Consider the following 17,642-nt stretch of genomic DNA (forward strand, 5'->3'; position numbering starts at 1 on the left):
GGGGCATTGACACAAGTGAATGGCAAAAAAGAGGCAGCACTGGTACTGGAAGGCGGCGGCACAAGAGGTGTGTTTACTGCCGGCGTGCTGGATTACCTGATGGAAAAGGAAGTTAAGTTTCCTTATGTGATCGGCGTTTCAGCAGGTGCCTGTAATGCGATAGATTATGTTTCAAAACAGATCGGCAGGACAAAGGACTGTACGATCATCCAGGATCGGAAGAATCGTTATATTGGTACAAAGGATGCCTTGAAAAAGGGATATCTTTTTGATATGGACAGACTTTTTGACGAATATCCTAACCGGCTTTTTCCTTTTGACTTTGATACTTACTTTGCTTCTGATATCCAATGTGAAGTGGTTGTGACCAATTGTCTTACTGGAGAGGCTATGTATCTTTCAGAGAAGCAGGACAGGGAACGGCTTCTCACGATCTGCAGGGCTTCTTCCAGTATTCCATTAATAAGTCCTGTGGTAGATGTGGATGGTATTCCTTGTGTGGATGGAGGCGTGGCAGATTCTGTGCCTCTGATTCATTCCATGAAGCTGGGGCATCAGAAGAATGTGGTAGTGCTTACTCGAAATAAAGGCTATCGTAAGAAAGCACCCGGGAAAAGCAGACTTCTTTATACGGCTGCATTGAAGAAATATCCCAATCTTTTAAACGCACTTTTGAACCGTTACCGGAATTACAACCGGGTAATGGAGCTGGTGGAGAAATGGGAAGAAGAAGGCCATATTTTTGTGATCCGTCCGGAGGTGGAGCCTGTGTCAAGAACTGAGCAGAATGTAGATAAGCTGACAGAGTTTTATGATCATGGGTACCAGCTGATGAAGCAGCGTATGGAAGAGATGCAGGCTTATCTTGAAAAGTAGGAAGCCAGGCCAGGGACGGAAACACAAAAACAGAAATTGTATGAAAGAGGATAGCGAATGTTTAAGTGCTTTTATCCGGATCAATATTTGGATTCCACATATCAGATCAATTTTGAACAGCTATATGCCAAAGGCTTCCGGGGGATTCTGTTTGATATTGATAACACGCTGGTGCCTCATGGGGCACCGGCAGATGAAAGGGCCAAAGCCCTTTTTGCAAGGTTGAAAGAACTTGGCTTTGGATACTGTTTTGTATCCAACAACAAAAAGGATAGAGTGGAGCCTTTTTGTGAAGAGACAGGTGGATGCTGTGTATATAAGGCTGGCAAGCCGTCACCAAAGGGCTATCAGAAGGCTATGGAGCTTCTGGGCACGGAGCGGAAGAATACACTTTTTATCGGAGATCAGCTATTTACTGATATTTACGGTGCAAAGAAGGCAGGGCTTTTTTGCATTCTTGTGAAGCCGATCCATCCAAAAGAAGAGATTCAGATCGTTCTTAAGCGTTATCTGGAAAAAATAGTTTTATTTTTTTATCAAAAGCAAAAGAAGGAGGGGAATTCATGAACCATATCGTTATCATTGGATTTATGGGTTCAGGAAAAACTCGAGTGGGGAAACGTCTGTCCAAGGATCTTGGACTGCCATTTATTGATGTGGACAGAGTGATCAGCAAAAAGATGGATATGTCTATCAAAGAGATTTTTCAGAGATTTGGGGAACCGTATTACAGAGCACTGGAAACAATGACCATCAAAGGCTTGATCGAGGACAAGGAGAAAAAGATCGTTTCTCTTGGCTCCGGTCTTCCGGTACAGGAACAGAACCAGAAGTATATAAAACAGCTGGGTACTGTTGTTTACCTGAAAGGATCTGCAGACGTGCTTAAAAAGCGTATGGAAGGCAGTGGGAATACCAATCCGCTTCTGGAAGGTGATGACAGGGATGAGAAGATGAAAAAGCTTCTGAAGCAAAGAGATCCTATTTATGCAGGTTTTGCCGATATCCAGGTTGTTACAGGTGTAAAGCCCTTTGATGATCTGATCAGTGAGATTGAGGAAAAATTAAAAGAGAAATAAAAAGAAACGAGATCATTTATAAGGACAAATTGTATAAATCAAAGGACAATTTGAAACGGAAAAATATAAATGGCAAGATAAGTAAAAAAACAGTTGAAAAATATTCCTGGGTATTATAAAATATTTTTTAGCGATAAGCACAATTAAGGAGGAAACACAAGTATGATTTCAGCAGGTGATTTCAGAAACGGCGTCACAGTGGAAATTGATGGCAATGTATGTCAGATCGTAGAATTTCAGCATGTAAAACCTGGTAAAGGAGCTGCTTTCGTAAGAACCAAATACAAAAATATCATTACAGGAGCTGTACTGGAGAAGTCTTTCCGTCCTACTGAGAAGTTCCCTACAGCACGTATTGAGCGTGTAGATATGCAGTATCTGTACAATGATGGCGGACTGTATTATTTCATGAACGTAGAGACATTTGACCAGATCGGCCTTACAGAAGAGCAGGTAGGCGATTCTCTTAAATTCGTGAAAGAGAACGAGATGGTTAAGATCTGTTCTCACAATGGTAATGTATTTGCTATTGAGCCGCCGTTGTTTGTAGAGTTGCTTGTTACAGAGACAGAGCCAGGGTTTGCAGGTAATACAGCACAGGGTGCTACCAAGCCGGCTGTTGTTGAGACTGGTGCACAGGTTATGGTACCGCTTTTCGTAAACGAAGGCGACAAGCTGAAGATTGATACAAGAACAGGAGAGTATCTCTCCAGAGTTTGATGCGGCCAGGCTGCCCTGCAGCAGAAGCTTCAGACAGACATGAGAGCGATGCGTGTGGATACACGGACAGAAGGGATGCTGCACATGGCAGCATCCCTTTCAATATATGCCGAATGTGAGAGGTTTTCCACCTCTATAGGTGATGAGCAGTAAATGATTATCAGTGAGGGATTTTTACACTGTTTTTGAAGAACAACGAATATCCCGGAAAGGAGAGAGATGGAGTATACATACTTAGGAAAAACAGGGCTTCGTATTTCAAGGATGGGATTCGGAGGTATTCCTATCCAGAAAATTGATGCAGAGGGTACACGGACGCTGATGCATAAGCTGGCAGAAGAGGGCGTAAATTATATTGATACAGCCAGAGGCTATACAGTCAGCGAGGAGTATCTGGGATATGGTCTTGAGGGGATCAGGGATCAGTTTGTGATCGCAACCAAGAGCATGTCCAGGACTAAAGATGCAATGGCAGCCGATATCCAGATCAGCCTGAATAATCTTCGTACAGATCATATTGATCTGTATCAGGTACACAATCCTTCTATGGATCAGCTGGAGCAGGTGATCGGCAAAGGAGGTGCACTGGAAGCACTTGAAGAAGCAAAGGCATCCGGAAAGATCGGACATATAGGTCTGACTGCACATTCTACAGCTGTTTTTGAGAAGGCACTGGAGCTTGACTGGGTTGAGACTATCATGTTTCCATATAATATTGTGGAGAATCAGGGAGAAGAGCTGATTCGTAAATGTGCAGAGAAGGGGATCGGATTCATTGATATGAAGCCTTTAGCTGGCGGAGCTATTGAGGATGGACGTCTTGCACTGCGTTATGTCTGTTCCAATCCGGATGTAACTGTGACCATCCCGGGAATGGCTGAGATTGCCGAATTAGAAGAGAATATTGCTGCCTGTTCAGATCAGACACCTCTTACCTTAGAAGAAAAAGAGAAGATGGATGAGGTGCGCAGACAGCTGGGAACCAATTTCTGCAGAAGATGTAATTACTGTGCGCCTTGCAGCGTAGGGATCGGTATTCCGAATGTTTTTCTTATGGAAGGTTATCTGTCACGTTACAATCTGGAAGAGTGGGCAAGAGCCCGTTATGAGAAGCTTCCGGTGAAGGCTTCTGCATGTATCGGATGTGGGAAGTGTGAGACAAGATGTCCTTATCATTTACCAATCCGTCAGATGCTGAAGAAAGCAGCACAGGAATTCGGAGAATAGGATTTGAGTTGAAATAATTTGAAATAATGCTGTGATTGATATGAAATAATGTTGTGATTTGATATGAAATAATGCTGTAATTTGCCTTGACAGCCGGTGGAAACATGATTATAATTCTTTAACAAGAGAGTTGATAGTAAGACTGTCGGCTGTCAGGTAGTGACAGATATGTTCTGCCACACAGTTTCAATTCGTCTGCGTACCAGCAAAGATATCCGATTTTATCTATTCGGGCTTGTACTGGTTTCGACGGGGGTTTTGAAGTTGAGGAAGCCATCCGCAGCTCCCGAACTGCGTTAAAACGGGAAATTCTAAATATAAACGCTGACGATCAGTTAGTAATGGCAGCCTAAGTGCTGCCCGTCAGACCTGATGCACTCACACATCAGGAGCCTGGCGTCGACTATGTGAGAAACCTTGTCGGTTAAGCTTTGTCCCGGCAGATGTATTATGAAGCTACTGAAGCAGTAAGCCTGTCTGTGGGCGTGCTGTGGAGGGAATGTTAAAACATTGACTGTGATGGGAGATGCCGCAAGGGATAGACTTTCGGACGCGGGTTCAATTCCCGCCAGGTCCATAGAATGCAGGCTTTTAAGTGTACCTGCATTTATGAGAAGGAAGCATAGCTCAGCTGGGATGAGCGTTCGCCTCACACGCGAGAGGTCGCGGGTTCGAGCCCCACTGCTTCCACTATAAAAAACTGCTGTACAGTTTGTGCAGCAGTTTTTTATATGCAAGAAATAACAATTACCTTTCGTAATTCCCAGTAGTCCGGTTCTTCTTGATCTTGGAGTTCATGGTAATGATCATGTTGGGAAGCTGTGGATTCTTGATCTTGTGGCTGAGAATCTCAGCAGCCATGATCCCCATTTCTTCACTGGGGGCAATGATGGTGGTAAGGGATGGATACAAGGAGGAAATGGTAGGGGTTCCGTCATATCCGCAGACCATCACATCCTCCGGTACCTTGATATTCAACCGTTCCAGGCAGGTGAGTGCTTTCATAGCCAGGATATCATTGGCACAGACAAGCAGGCTTGGAAGCTCCAGGGCCTTAAAGCGATCCTGCATCCACAGGTCATCCTGGAAGTTTTTATTATCAGAGATAATGGAGTGTTCTTTGTAAGTAGATAGAAAACCGTAGGTCTGTGCCACGTTCAGAAAGCCTTTGAACCGGTCATAAAAGCTGAGGCAGTAATTCGGATCACCCAGAAATCCTATAGTGCTTGGCTTGCGTTCTTCGATTACAGAAGAATACAGTTTTACAGAAGCAGTATAATTGTCTGCTACCAGAATATCTGCAGGCAGGTCTCCCTGGGTAAAGGAACTGTATATGTCTGAGAAAAGCACAGGCTTTTTCAGGGTGCATAGAAATTCACAGTAATCCCGGTCAAAAATCTCCAGTGCAAGGATAGCATCTGTATTTTGGATGTGGAAACTAGCTGGTAATGTATGGTTAGCAAGCTCACAGTCTGTGATCAGATGAAGGGACAGAGAATAGCCGATCTTTCCAAGTGCCTGTTCTAACGACATCATGAAATAGGAGGCCATATGGAAGCTATCCGGTATCATATGTAAAAATAAGGCAATATTGCCGCTTTGCCCAGGCAATGCTTCTTCTTTGACTGCCTCAGGAATCGTGTCTGACCGGAAGGCTTTATAATTCATCAGTTTTGCACGGTTCAGAATGATTTCTTTTGTCTTTTGGGACACATCACCAGAGTTATTCAGAGCTTTAGATACAGTGACTCTGGAAAAACCCAGGGAATCTGCAATGTCCTGTATGGTTGTTTTTTTCTTATTCATCTCACATCTCCTGAATATAGGGTTCTTTCTATAATTCAGTATAGCGTAAAATGTTAAAAATGTAAATACATAAAATGAAAAAGTAAAAAATGTATTACTAAATATTGTGATTTAAGACAAATAGTATAAAGAAAACTATACATAATTTACGAAACGATGTAAAAAAAGAAAAGATAATTGACTATAAATGATAAATATGTTAATATAAACATACCAAAAAAATGTAAAGAAATGAAAACAAGGAGGAAAGCAAATGAGTAAAAAGGCAATTGCACTTTTAATGGCAGGATGCATGGTTGGTTCAATGGTGGCTCCGGCTGGCACAGTAATGGCACAGGAATCAGATCTTTCAGGGACAAAGATCACATTCCTGAATACTAAAACAGAGATCCAGGATTACCTGGAAGATATGGGAGCTGCATTTAAAGAAGAAACAGGTATTGAGGTGGAATTCTATACCAATACGGAAGAAAACCATATTACCGAGAAGTATGCAGCAGGGGAGCCGTACACCATTATGATGATGGATTATCCGGATGTGGCAGATTATCAGGAATATCTGTATGATCTTAGCGGAGAGAAATGGATTGGAGACGGAGGATCCCAGTATGGTTTGACTTTGGATGGAAAAGTATATGGATTCCCATTTGTAATTGAAGCTATGGGGCTGATCTATAATGCGGATGCCATCGAGAAGATTACAGGAGAAACATTTAACTGGGAAGACTATAGCAATCTGGAAGCTTTTAAAGGTCTTTTGGACAAACTGGTAGAAGGCGGCATGGAAAGTCCGGTTGCACTGAACCAGGATGACTGGTCACTGGCAAGCCATGTATTTGGACAGGCTTATTGTGCAAGAGAAGATGGAAGTGAAGAAGCATCTTTGGCTTTTGTAGACGGACTGAAAAAGGGAGAAGAAGATCTGGCGAATGATGAGGACTTTAATGCATTAATGGATCTGATCGATGTATATATGGAGTATAACATCAACAAAGATGATCCTCTTTCTGCAACCTATGATATGAATGATGAGTATCTGAAAGAAGGAACCGTTGCATTCTGGCCAAATGGAAGCTGGGCCACAGATGTAAGTGAACTTACAGATAATGTGGGAATTATGCCATACCCGATGGATACCAAGGATGAAGTGAATGCCCATAATCTGGTCAGCGGAGCTACCAAGATGCTCGCAGTTGACGCAGCATATTCTTCTGAAGATGAGCAGAAGGCAGCTCTTGAATTTCTGAACTGGCTGGTATACAGCGATTATGGCCAGAAATTCATGGTAAATACATGTTCTCTGATTACTGCATTTTCCAATAATACACAGGAGCCTGAGGCTGCATTAAGTGCATCTGTTGCATCCTTTGTAAAGAATGGATCTTCTGTATATTGGTATCAGGCAATGCCAAGTGATCATAATACAGTAGTTGGTGCTATTCTTCAGAAATATATCTCCGGTGACATGGATCGTGATGAATTGATTTCCGAAGTCAGCGATTACTGGAAAAATCATGAATGATAATGCCAGGGGCAGCCAGAGAACTTAAGAATCCTGGTTGAACCCTGAGAAAGAGATGCTGTACAGATCTTGTGCATATATAGATGAAAGTCTGGTGCCGGGATTATACAGCATCTCTTTTGAAACAAGTGTCGGCCCCCTGGAATACAGGATCTTAAGATGCAGGATTTATAGGAATAAATGAAAGACAAACATAGGAGAGCAGCATGAGTATATCTAAAAAAAGCAGGACAAAGATAAAGAATACAGGTACATTTCTCGTATTTGCCGGACCATCGCTATTCTTTTTTGTGATGACGATCCTGGTTCCGCTTGTTTACGGCGTTTATCTAACGTTCACGGATTGGAATGGGATTTCCAGAGAAAAGAACATAGTGGGACTGGAAAATTATATAAAGGCTTTTGGGGATGTGAAATTCTGGCAGTCCCTTCTATTAACCATTATTTTTACAGGAATTGCGCTGCTTCTTGTAAATTACATAGCATTTCATTTGGCAAGGCTGGTGACGAAGGGAGTACGTTTCCAGAATTTTTACCGTGCATCCTTTTTTACCCCAAATCTGATCGGAGGAGTTGTCCTGGGGTATATCTGGCAGTTTATTTTTGGAAGGGTGTTGGTGGCTTTTGGCAAATCCCTGGATATTGGATTCCTTTCAAAGTCCTGGCTGTCTGACACAAAGCTGGCCATGGCTGCACTGATCCTGGTAACTGTGTGGCAGTATTCCGGTTATATGATGCTGATCTATATTGCCGGTCTGATGAACGTACCCAAAGAACTGCTGGAAGCCGGAAAAATTGACGGCTGTGATGAAAAAGCCTGCAGGAAATATATCGTTATGCCAATGATGATTTCTTCATTTATTATCTGTATTTTCCTTACAATTACCAGATGCTTCATGACATATGACCTGAACTTTTCATTGACAGAAGGAAATCCCTTTGGTTCAACAGTAATGGCCTCCATGTATGTTTACAGAAAAGCTTTTTCAGAGAAAAACTATGGCCTGGGACAGACAGAAGCCATTCTGCTGTTCGTGGTTTGTGCTTTTGTTTCGTTGATGCAGATCTATTTTACAAAGAAGAAGGAGGTTCAGGCATGAGAAAGAAAAAAACATACGGGAAAAGTTCTTTTCTGCTTACTGTTTTATTGCTGGTTTACATATTTCCCTTTTTCCTGGTGCTGATCAATTCCTTCAAAAGCAAAAGAGATGTGGTTAAGAATCCGCTGTCGCTTATTGGTGAAGAAGGCTTTTGTCCGGAAAATTATCTTCTTGCTTTGAAAAGAATGGATTTCTGGAATGTTTTTCTTAATTCCCTGCTGATCACGGTAGTCAGTGTGCTTTTAATCGTTCTATTTTCCAGCATGACAGCCTATCTGTTTGCAAGGTGTAAATGGAAGATCAATAAGCTGTTCTTTTCCCTGATGATCCTGTCTATGGTGATCCCTTTTCAGGTATTGATGATTCCTATTGTTTCGGTGTATGGATCAGTGCTTCATGTGCTGAACAGCCGGCTTACGCTAATCTGCATGCATGTAGGATTTGGGGTCAGTATGGGAACCTTTATGTTTCATGGTGCTATTGTAAGCTCTATCCCATTGGAATTGGAAGAGGCTGCTAAGATTGATGGCGCTTCCAGAATGAAGATTTACAGGTCTGTGGTACTGCCCCTATTAAAACCTACGGTGGTCACTTTGGTGATCATTGATTCGCTGGCAATCTGGAATGATTATCTGCTTCCAAGCCTGGTGCTGGTAAAAAAGGAATTGTACACACTTCCTATTGCAGCCCAGTCCTTCCATGGGGATTTTTCGTCAGACTATGGATTGATGATGGCAGGAATGGTTATGTCAGTGATACCGATTCTGATTTTGTACTTTATTTTGCAGAAACATATTATTGAAGGCGTTGTGGCAGGAGCAGTAAAAGGCTGAGATTGTGAGGAGATTATGACAGGATGTAATTACATTTTTTATACACCGGAATATCAGTATGAAGGAATGCCTCATGGGGAAATGTGTGGGGATTTGATGCCTTTTTACAAAGACGGAGTGTATACATTTCTTTATCTTTATAAGTATTGCATTTATGCAATAGAGACAAAAGATTTTGTGCATTATGACCATTTCAGACTGGTGCTTCAGAATGGAACACCACAGGAGCAGGACTGGCATGCTGCAACAGGCAGTGTGTGCTGGGATGGGGAAAAATATTATTTTTATTATACCGGATTTTGCGAAGGAAACAGAGGAAAAGCAGGCAAATATGAGCAGGCAATCCTTCGGGCTGTAAGCTGGGATCTGCAGATATGGGAAAAAGACAGGGATTACATATTCTACCCGGATGAGGAGCATTTTGCAGGCAGACATTGGAGAGATCCCCATGTATTCTGGAATCCTGTTCTTGGTAAGTATTGTATGCTGGTTACCGCCTGTGAAAAGGATGGAGATAAGAATCGCAGCGGCTGTACCGCAGTATATGTTTCAGAGGATATACGAAGCTGGGAATATTATGATACCATCTGTTCGCCGCGGATAGATCCCACGTTGGAATGCCAGGACGTTTTTCAGATGAATGGAAGATGGTATCTGACGTATTCCTCCTATGAAAAACAATGGGAAACAAAATATAAAATGGCTGATTCCTTTAATGGCCCATGGGTACCGCCTCTCTGGGATGAAAAATTTGACGGCAGGGATTTCTATGCTGCAAAAACAGTTTCTGACGGGATCAACCGATATCTGGTGGGATGGCAGTCTATCCGGAAGGACTGTACCAATGATGGCAGGTACGTATGGGGCGGAAATGTGATCGTCCATCAGCTGGTTCCAAGAGAAAATGGAGAACTGGGTGTAAAAATACCGGATACGATCCTTCAGTCTTTTTCTAAAAGAATAAGTCTGGAACAGATTCCTAAATCTGGATTTTGGAAATGCAGTTCAAAAACAGGAACGGCAGATTTGCTGACAGAAGGAGTTTCCAAGGATGGTTTTGGCTGGATACAGCTGGGGGCAATGAAAAATGTATGTCTGATAAAAGCCAGATTGCAATGGACAGAAGGAACTCATGCAGTTGGAATCATGTTCCATGTATCAGGAGACAAAATGAATCAATGGTGCCAGCTGCGTCTGGAACTGGGGCATGACCGAATGGTACTGGAAAGATCCGGGAAAACAGAAAAGGATCAGTTTTTTGAAGAAACCCGCCCTGTTCATTTTAAAGAAGACAGAACTGTACAGATTTTCATTCTTACATCTAATGATATTGTGGCAGCTTATGTTGATGATGTGGCCCTTTGTGGAAGATGTTATGGTTTTAAACCTGGTAATGCAGGAGTTTTTGCAGAATACGGAAGCGTGCAGGTACAGCAGTTTGAAATGTACGAAGGGGAAGAACAGAACGAAATCAGATAACAGAACAAAAGATTGCAACCAAAGAATTGGATTGTCAGATATGTGTTCTGATGACAGGAGGCGCTGATGAATTTATTTGGGAATATTTTTCCTTATGGGAAGTTTGGCAGTTCCCGTGCCATTAATGGGGAAAATCCTACGGGAGAAAAGGGTAAAGGAGGAATGGCATCGGGAAGCCTGGGCAAAGGCCGAAAAGGTCATCCATGCTTTACTGATATTGCACCAGGCAGTACTACAGTTCTGGCAGATATACATGGGTGTGGGGTAATTAATCATATTTGGATTACAGTGGATAACAAAACCTCTCAGGGTGACTGTTTTGTGCTTCGGGACCTGATACTCCAGATGATCTGGGATGAGGAAGAATATCCAGCTGTAGAGGTACCATTGGGGGATTTCTTCTGCTGTGGTTTTGGGAAAGAATGTATGGTAAATTCTTATCCCATTGCAGTAGTGCCGTCTCGTGGACTGAACTGTTATTTTCCTATGCCATTCAGGAAAAGAGCACAGATCCGCTTGATCAGCCAACATAAAAATCCTGTGCCAGCCTTTTTTTACCAGATTGATTACTGTTTGTATGATTCTCTGCCGGATCCAGTATTTTATTTTCATGCAAAATGGAACCGGGAGCCTGTAACCTGTAAAAAGAAGGATTATACCATTCTGGACGGGGTCCATGGAAAAGGCATTTATGTAGGAACTTATATTGCACTACAGACACTGGAACGGTATTGGTGGGGAGAGGGAGAAGTGAAATTTTATTTGGATGGAGATAAGGATTACCCTACTATCTGTGGCACCGGAATGGAGGATTATGTGGGCGGTTCCTGGAGTTTTGCAAGCCCGGAACCTGGTAAAATGAAAGAACAGACCTATTCCACTCCTTTTCTTGGATATCCTTATTATTCTGCCCATGATGATCTGACTACGCATCCTTATCATAACGATGACTGTCCTCCCATGCGGGGAATGTACAGGTTCCACATTCCGGATCCCATATATTTCCAGGAAGATATCCGCGTAACTGTACAGCAGATCGGAATGTCCCATAATGGATTGTTTGAGCGGCAGGATGATGTGTCCAGCGTGGCATATTGGTATCAAATGGAGGGTGGGAAGAACCGGTATGAACCGCTGCCACCAAAAGAGGAACGGTGGCCCCGATAAACTTGTGGATAGCAATCATATCCCTTCACACAAAAGTCACAAACTTGCCTTGAAATGCCCACAAATCAGTTATATTATATATTTATAATTTTTTGGGCGAATAACAAGGAGGTTTATAAATGGATACACTTAAGATTCTCGTAGTGGATGATGAAAGCCGTATGAGAAAGCTGGTAAAGGACTTTCTGTCAAAGAAGAATTTCCAGGTGCTGGAAGCCGGTGATGGTGAAGAGGCCATGGATATATTTTATAAAGAAAAGGATATTGCATTGGTGATCCTGGACGTGATGATGCCGAAGATGGATGGCTGGGAAGTGTGCAGGGAGATTCGTAAGGATTCCAAAGTGCCTATTATCATGCTCACTGCAAGAAGTGATGAAAGAGACGAGCTTCTGGGTTTTGATCTGGGAGTGGATGAGTATATATCCAAGCCATTCAGTCCTAAGATCCTGGTGGCAAGGGTAGAGGCGATCCTGCGCCGTACAGGGCAGGGCAGCCAGCAGGATGTACTGTCAGCAGGCGGGATCGTGATCGATAAGGCTGCGCATCTTGCTACTGTAGATGGGAAGGCTATGGATTTAAGTTTCAAAGAATTTGAACTTCTCACATATTTTCTGGAGAATCAGGGCATTGCCCTTTCCAGAGAGAAGATCCTGAATTCTGTATGGAATTATGACTATTTTGGAGATGCAAGAACCATTGACACCCATGTAAAGAAGCTGCGCAGCAAAATGGGTGAGAAAGGGGAATACATCAAGACCGTTTGGGGTATGGGCTATAAGTTCGAGGTGGGAGAATGAAATCACCAGGGAAGCATAAAAAAGCCGCAAAAGCCCCAAAACTGCACACTATGAAGCACCAGATCACCTTTACTTTTATAGGGCTTCTTTTACTGTCCGTGCTTGCAATTACGTTGATCAATGGAATTTTTCTTGAAAAATACTATGTGTCACGGAAGAAAGAGGTTTTGCTGGAAGCCAAAGAGGTTCTGGCGCAGATCGATGTTGATGAAGTGGTCCACGATGACGGTACAGAAGAGGAATTGCCTTCGCAAATCGCACAGTCAGGTTCCAGAAATAATCTTACCTGGGTATTGATCAACAGCGATAACACCAAGTATATCTGCTGGCCGGAGAATGAGGATCAGCTGCGAAACAAGCTGTTTTTCGGGTATGCAAGCAATCTGGATGATGACAAAGTAAAGAGCAAGATCCTGGAATCCACTGACGACTATGTGGTACAACAGGTACATGACCGTTTTGTGGGTATGGATTATGTAGAATGCTGGGGCGTTTTTGATAATGGGAATTATTTCCTGATTCGGAGTCCGCTGGAAAGTATCCGGGAAAGCGCTGCCATATCCAATAAGTTTTATTTCTTTGTAGGAGCGCTGATCATTATTGCCAGCGGTATTGTGATCTGGCTCGTAACAGGAAGGATCACAAAGCCGATCAGCGAACTGACTGAGCTGTCAAGAAAAATGTCGGATCTGAATTTTGAAGCAAAGTATGAAAGCCATGCAGGCAACGAGATCGATGTTCTGGGAGATAATTTCAACCGGATGTCCGGCCAGCTGGAGGCTACTATTTCAGAGCTTAAATCTGCTAATAACAAGCTTCAGAAAGATATTGCAGATAAGGTTAAGATTGATGAGATGCGTAAAGAATTCCTGGATAATGTATCTCATGAGCTGAAGACCCCCATTGCCCTTGTACAGGGGTATGCAGAAGGACTGAAGGAAGGAATCAATGATGATCCGGAAAGCATGGAGTTCTACTGTGATGTGATCATGGACGAAGCATCAAAGATGAATAAGCTGGTGAAAAATCTTCTTACCTTGAATCATCTGGAATCCGGCAGGGATGAGATCGTGATGGAACGCTTTGACCTGACAGCTTTGATCCAGGGGGTTCTGTCCACCATGGATATTATGATCCAGCAAAAAGAGGCAAAGATCATTTTCGAGGAAAAGAAGCCAGTTTATGTTTGGGCAGATGAGTTTAAGACTGAGGAAGTAGTTACCAATTATGTAAGCAATGCCCTGAACCATCTGGAAGGGGAACACGAGATAGAGATCAAGATCCTGAAAGAAGAAAGTACAGTAAAGGTTACAGTCTTTAATACAGGAACCCCTATACCGGAGGAGGATATTCCCAAGCTGTGGAATAAGTTCTTCAAAGTGGATAAAGCCCGCACCAGGGAATATGGCGGCAGTGGTATTGGCCTTTCTATTGTCAAGGCGATCATGGAAGGCATGAACCAGAAATATGGAGTTGTGAATTTTGATAACGGAGTGGAATTCTGGTTTACCCTTGACAGAAAATAGTATCTGACAGAAAAAGCATTTGACAGGACAGGACTAAAAAGATCTGAAAAGACAGAGCCTGGAATTTATCCGGCAGTGACAGCATAAAAGGAAAGCAGAGATATTTGTTCTGCTTTCTTTTTTAATGCGTTTTTTGAAAAAATTAAGGAAAAATGCATTTCATTCAAATAGGTGATGAAAAAAAAGGGAAAATGAGGTAAAATAATAAATAATAACATTTTTACGGGAGGTAGAAGTATGGGATTACTTAAGGCTGGAATAGGTGCAGTTGGAGGCGTGCTGGCAGATCAGTGGAAGGAATATTTTTATTGTGAAGCTATGGATCGGGACATTCTTGTGATGAAGGGCAGGAAACGGACTGGGAAAAGATCTTCCAATAAAAAAGGAGATGACAACATTATTTCCAATGGCTCTGTGATCGCAGTTGCAGACGGACAGTGTATGCTTATTGTGGATCAGGGCAAGGTAGTGGAGGTGTGTGCACAGCCTGGGGAATTCGTCTATGATACTTCCACAGAACCAAGTATTTTTTCTGGTGATCTGGGAGAAAGCCTGAATAATACCTTTAACAAGATCGGACAGAGATTTGCATTTGGCGGAGATACAGGGAAGGATCAGAGAGTATATTATTTTAATACAAAGGAGATTATGGATAACCGTTTCGGAACTCCTTCTCCTATCCCATTTCGGGTGGTAGACAGAAATATCGGCCTTGATATAGATGTGTCTGTACGGTGTAATGGAGTGTATTCCTACAGGATCACTGACCCCATCCTGTTTTATACAAATGTGTGCGGCAACGTTTCTGAGGAATACACAAGAGAGGAATTGGACAGTCAGTTAAAGGCGGAGTTCCTTACAGCATTACAGCCTGGTTTTGCAAGGATTTCAGAGATGGGGATCCGTCCGAATGCGATTCCGGGACATTTAATGGAACTGACAGATGCTATGGATAAGATCCTCAGTGAGAAATGGCAGGGACTGCGCGGTTTGAAGATCGTAGCAATCGGCATGAATCAGGTTACACTTCCTGAAGAAGATGCTGAGATGATCAAACAGGCTCAGAGAATGGCTATTTTACAAAATCCGTCGATGGCAGCAGCCACACTGGCAGGAGCACAGGCAGAGGCAATGAAGATGGCTGCTTCTAATCAGAATGGAGCCATGATGGGATTTGCCGGCATGAATATGGCATCTGCACAAGGCGGTATGAATATGCAGGGGCTTTACCAGATGGGAGCACAGCAGAATATGGCAGGGATGCAGCAGGGAATGCCTGGGGCACAGCCATATATGGCAGGGATGCAGCAGGGAATGCCTGGAGCGCAGCAGAACATGGCAGGGATGCAGCAGGGGATGCCTGGTGCACAGCAGACTGCGCCAGGAAGCTGGCGGTGTCAGTGCGGCACGATTGCAACCGGGAAATTCTGTCCGGAATGTGGTTCTCCAAGACCGGTTGTACAGGATCAGTGGACCTGTTCTTGTGGCACAGTAAATAAAGGGAAATTCTGCCAGGAGTGCGGAAAGAGCAGACCTTTTTAATGTACTAACACAGGGAAAGGAGACAACCGGATGAGTGATGTAATGGAATATAAGTGCCCGGCCTGCGGCGGGGCTATGGAGTTTGACAGCAAGACACAGCAGTTAAAGTGCCCATACTGCGATACCCAGATCAGTGTGGAAGAATGGGAAAGACAGAATGCAAAAGACCAGGGAACCGCTCAGTGGACATCAACAGGTAACGAAACCTGGTCCCAGGAAGAAACCCAGGATATGAAGGTTTATGTGTGTCAGTCCTGTGGAGGTGAAATTATTGCAGAACAGACTACAGGAGCATCTTCCTGTCCTTTCTGCGGGAATAAAATCGTTGTAAAAGGTCAGTTTGCAGGAGATCTGAAGCCGGACCGCATCATACCTTTCAAGCTGGATAAAAAGGCAGCAAAGGAATCTTATAAGAACCATCTGAAGGGAAAAAGCTTTTTGCCTTCTGTATTTGCAAGGGAAAATCATATTGATGAAATAAAAGGAGTATATATTCCTTTCTGGCTTTTTGATTCAGATATTCATGCAGATGTTTCCTACAAAGCAGAAAAGATCCGGGTATGGGAACAGGGCGACATGGAGTATACCGAGCGGAAATCCTATGATGTAAAACGAGGCGGGAATATGTCTTTTTCCCATTTACCGGTAGACGGATCCCGCAAAATGGATAATACCCTTATGGAATCCATAGAACCATTTGATTTTGCAGAGGCTGTTCCGTTTCAGAATGCTTATCTTGCAGGATACTTTGCAGACCGGTATGATGTGGAAGCCAAAGACAGCCAGGAACGGGTTACACAGCGGATCCGTAAAAGTGCAGAATCCGCCATGAGTCAGGATATGGAGCATTATACTTCTGTAAATATGGCGCACAGTGATATACATATTTTGAATGCAGAGTACATGTATGTGCTATATCCGGTATGGCTTTTAAGCACCACATGGAATGGGGAACACTATCTTTTTGCCATGAATGGTCAGACAGGAAAGATGGTAGGAGATCTGCCGGCTGATAAACAGGCATTCTGGAAATATGTGCTGTCCAGAGGCGCAGCCATCGGCGCTGTCCTTTATGGACTTATGTGGCTGCTGATGCTGTTATAGGAGGGGGGACAAGACAATGAGAAAAAGAATTTGTAGAACTGTAACTTTATTTCTTGTGACTGTTCTCACCACTATGAGTGCAACACAGATCATGCCTGTGAATGCAGAAGAGGTTCAGGAACACGGAGCCCTTCTGGTAGATAATGCCGGGATCCTGGAAAAAGAACAGTATGAAGAGTTGGAAAAGAAACTTGAAGAGGTAAGCTCGCAGCAGGCCTGTGATGTAGTGATTGTTACGGTGCCGGATCTGGAGGGAAAGGAAGCCTCTGTATACGCAGATGATTATTATGACCTGCAGGGATATGGACAGGGACCAGATCTGGATGGTATCCTGTTTCTGCTGGATATGGGAGACAGGAACTGGGCTATCAGTACCAGCGGCTTTGGGATCACTGCATTTACAGATGCAGGACAGCAGTATATCATCGAACAGATTTCCACAGAACTGAAGGATGATGATTATTACGAAGCATTTGAGGACTTTACCTCTCTTTGCGATGAGTTCCTGACACAGGCGAAAACAGGAGAGGCATACGATACCGATCACCTTCCCAAAGAGACCCCGGGCCTTTTCTGGATACCGGCAGATCTTCTGATCGGTCTGGTAATCGCACTGATCATTGGGCTTATCAAGAAAAGCAAACTGACGTCTGTAAGGCAAAAAGTAAGTGCACAGGATTATGTGGTGCCAGGCAGCATACGGCTTACCACCAGACAGGATCATCTGGTGAATTGCATAGTTACAAAGAAACCGATTGAGAGACAGGAAGAGAATTCCGGCAGCACTACACATACTTCCTCCCAGGGGAAAACCCATGGAGGATCCAGCGGGAAATTCTAAGAGAATTGCAGTACGATTCT

General features: G+C 43.3%; 16 protein-coding genes, 1 tRNA gene and 1 other RNA gene. 17 read left to right on the forward strand and 1 reads right to left on the reverse strand.

Translation table 11 applies throughout. The features are described from left to right. Positions 1-15: 15 nt before the first annotated feature. The 7 genes from AB5916_RS01510 to AB5916_RS01540 all read left to right on the forward strand — a co-directional run bounded on the left by AB5916_RS01510 (position 16) and on the right by AB5916_RS01540 (position 4,592). A complete protein-coding gene (locus tag AB5916_RS01510; RefSeq protein WP_368188973.1) occupies positions 16-876 on the forward strand; it encodes a patatin family protein in 861 nt (286 codons plus the stop codon). A 57-nt stretch (positions 877-933) separates the two neighbouring features. Beyond that, positions 934-1,443 (forward strand): YqeG family HAD IIIA-type phosphatase, encoded by a 510-nt coding sequence (locus tag AB5916_RS01515; protein ID WP_158422021.1) that lies wholly within the window; start codon positions 934-936, stop codon positions 1,441-1,443. After that, positions 1,440-1,955, forward strand: coding sequence for a shikimate kinase (locus tag AB5916_RS01520; RefSeq protein WP_368188975.1), 516 nt, complete (start codon positions 1,440-1,442; stop codon positions 1,953-1,955). Before AB5916_RS01515 ends, AB5916_RS01520 begins: the two co-directional genes overlap by 4 nt. 162 nt (positions 1,956-2,117) lie before the next feature. Beyond that, positions 2,118-2,675 (forward strand): elongation factor P, encoded by a 558-nt coding sequence (gene efp, locus AB5916_RS01525; RefSeq protein ID WP_158422019.1) that lies wholly within the window; start codon positions 2,118-2,120, stop codon positions 2,673-2,675. A gap of 219 nt (positions 2,676-2,894) precedes the next feature. Beyond that, a complete protein-coding gene (locus tag AB5916_RS01530; protein ID WP_368188976.1) occupies positions 2,895-3,902 on the forward strand; it encodes an aldo/keto reductase in 1,008 nt (335 codons plus the stop codon). Positions 3,903-4,133: 231 nt separating this feature from the next. Further along, positions 4,134-4,482, forward strand: a transfer-messenger RNA (tmRNA) gene (ssrA, locus tag AB5916_RS01535). 36 nt (positions 4,483-4,518) lie between these two features. Next, positions 4,519-4,592 (forward strand) — tRNA-Val (locus AB5916_RS01540). A gap of 57 nt (positions 4,593-4,649) precedes the next feature. Here the strand turns inward: AB5916_RS01540 and AB5916_RS01545 are convergent. Further along, positions 4,650-5,708 carry a LacI family DNA-binding transcriptional regulator gene (locus tag AB5916_RS01545; RefSeq protein WP_158422814.1) on the reverse strand — a complete coding sequence of 353 codons (1,059 nt, stop codon included), beginning with the start codon at positions 5,706-5,708 and terminating at the stop codon, positions 4,650-4,652. 253 nt (positions 5,709-5,961) lie between these two features. On the opposite strand from AB5916_RS01545, the gene AB5916_RS01550 reads away from it, so the two are divergent. The 10 genes from AB5916_RS01550 to AB5916_RS01595 all read left to right on the forward strand — a co-directional run bounded on the left by AB5916_RS01550 (position 5,962) and on the right by AB5916_RS01595 (position 17,622). After that, on the forward strand, positions 5,962-7,230 hold the full coding sequence (locus tag AB5916_RS01550; protein WP_173727063.1) for an ABC transporter substrate-binding protein: 1,269 nt from the start codon (positions 5,962-5,964) through the stop codon (positions 7,228-7,230). Between the two features lie 206 nt (positions 7,231-7,436). Then, positions 7,437-8,330 carry a carbohydrate ABC transporter permease gene (locus AB5916_RS01555; protein WP_368188977.1) on the forward strand — a complete coding sequence of 298 codons (894 nt, stop codon included), beginning with the start codon at positions 7,437-7,439 and terminating at the stop codon, positions 8,328-8,330. Next, complete coding sequence (locus AB5916_RS01560) at positions 8,327-9,163, forward strand: carbohydrate ABC transporter permease (RefSeq protein WP_158422811.1); 837 nt, start codon at positions 8,327-8,329, stop codon at positions 9,161-9,163. The genes AB5916_RS01555 and AB5916_RS01560 overlap by 4 nt, the downstream gene beginning before the upstream one ends. 15 nt (positions 9,164-9,178) lie before the next feature. After that, positions 9,179-10,642, forward strand: coding sequence for a hypothetical protein (locus AB5916_RS01565; RefSeq protein ID WP_368188978.1), 1,464 nt, complete (start codon positions 9,179-9,181; stop codon positions 10,640-10,642). 66 nt (positions 10,643-10,708) lie between these two features. Then, complete coding sequence (locus AB5916_RS01570; protein WP_368188979.1) at positions 10,709-11,809, forward strand: glycoside hydrolase family 172 protein; 1,101 nt, start codon at positions 10,709-10,711, stop codon at positions 11,807-11,809. Positions 11,810-11,928: 119 nt separating this feature from the next. Further along, positions 11,929-12,609, forward strand: a complete 681-nt coding sequence (locus tag AB5916_RS01575; protein ID WP_158422808.1) for a response regulator transcription factor — start codon at positions 11,929-11,931, stop codon at positions 12,607-12,609. Beyond that, the gene (locus tag AB5916_RS01580; RefSeq protein ID WP_368188980.1) at positions 12,606-14,135 is read left to right on the forward strand and encodes a sensor histidine kinase; all 1,530 of its coding nucleotides are present in this window, start codon (positions 12,606-12,608) and stop codon (positions 14,133-14,135) included. The genes AB5916_RS01575 and AB5916_RS01580 overlap by 4 nt, the downstream gene beginning before the upstream one ends. Before the next feature lie 237 nt (positions 14,136-14,372). After that, positions 14,373-15,677 (forward strand): SPFH domain-containing protein, encoded by a 1,305-nt coding sequence (locus AB5916_RS01585; RefSeq protein WP_368188981.1) that lies wholly within the window; start codon positions 14,373-14,375, stop codon positions 15,675-15,677. 30 nt (positions 15,678-15,707) lie between these two features. Then, a complete protein-coding gene (locus AB5916_RS01590) occupies positions 15,708-16,781 on the forward strand; it encodes a hypothetical protein (protein ID WP_368188982.1) in 1,074 nt (357 codons plus the stop codon). Between the two features lie 16 nt (positions 16,782-16,797). Beyond that, a complete protein-coding gene (locus AB5916_RS01595) occupies positions 16,798-17,622 on the forward strand; it encodes a TPM domain-containing protein (protein WP_173727067.1) in 825 nt (274 codons plus the stop codon). Positions 17,623-17,642 lie beyond the last annotated feature (20 nt).

It is taken from the genome of Blautia sp. 1033sp1_1033st1_G9_1033SCRN_220408, assembly GCF_040929965.1.
Classification (GTDB): Bacteria; Bacillota; Clostridia; order Lachnospirales; family Lachnospiraceae; genus Blautia_A; species Blautia_A ammoniilytica.

Coding starts and splice junctions, on each gene's coding strand:
- AB5916_RS01515 (WP_158422021.1), top strand. CDS start 934: ATGTTTAAGTGCTTTTATCCGGATCAATATTTGGATTCCACATATCAG.
- AB5916_RS01520 (WP_368188975.1), top strand. CDS start 1,440: ATGAACCATATCGTTATCATTGGATTTATGGGTTCAGGAAAAACTCGA.
- efp (WP_158422019.1), top strand. CDS start 2,118: ATGATTTCAGCAGGTGATTTCAGAAACGGCGTCACAGTGGAAATTGAT.
- AB5916_RS01530 (WP_368188976.1), top strand. CDS start 2,895: ATGGAGTATACATACTTAGGAAAAACAGGGCTTCGTATTTCAAGGATG.
- AB5916_RS01545 (WP_158422814.1), bottom strand. CDS start 5,708: ATGAATAAGAAAAAAACAACCATACAGGACATTGCAGATTCCCTGGGT.
- AB5916_RS01550 (WP_173727063.1), top strand. CDS start 5,962: ATGAGTAAAAAGGCAATTGCACTTTTAATGGCAGGATGCATGGTTGGT.
- AB5916_RS01555 (WP_368188977.1), top strand. CDS start 7,437: ATGAGTATATCTAAAAAAAGCAGGACAAAGATAAAGAATACAGGTACA.
- AB5916_RS01560 (WP_158422811.1), top strand. CDS start 8,327: ATGAGAAAGAAAAAAACATACGGGAAAAGTTCTTTTCTGCTTACTGTT.
- AB5916_RS01565 (WP_368188978.1), top strand. CDS start 9,179: ATGACAGGATGTAATTACATTTTTTATACACCGGAATATCAGTATGAA.
- AB5916_RS01570 (WP_368188979.1), top strand. CDS start 10,709: ATGAATTTATTTGGGAATATTTTTCCTTATGGGAAGTTTGGCAGTTCC.
- AB5916_RS01575 (WP_158422808.1), top strand. CDS start 11,929: ATGGATACACTTAAGATTCTCGTAGTGGATGATGAAAGCCGTATGAGA.
- AB5916_RS01580 (WP_368188980.1), top strand. CDS start 12,606: ATGAAATCACCAGGGAAGCATAAAAAAGCCGCAAAAGCCCCAAAACTG.
- AB5916_RS01585 (WP_368188981.1), top strand. CDS start 14,373: ATGGGATTACTTAAGGCTGGAATAGGTGCAGTTGGAGGCGTGCTGGCA.
- AB5916_RS01590 (WP_368188982.1), top strand. CDS start 15,708: ATGAGTGATGTAATGGAATATAAGTGCCCGGCCTGCGGCGGGGCTATG.
- AB5916_RS01595 (WP_173727067.1), top strand. CDS start 16,798: ATGAGAAAAAGAATTTGTAGAACTGTAACTTTATTTCTTGTGACTGTT.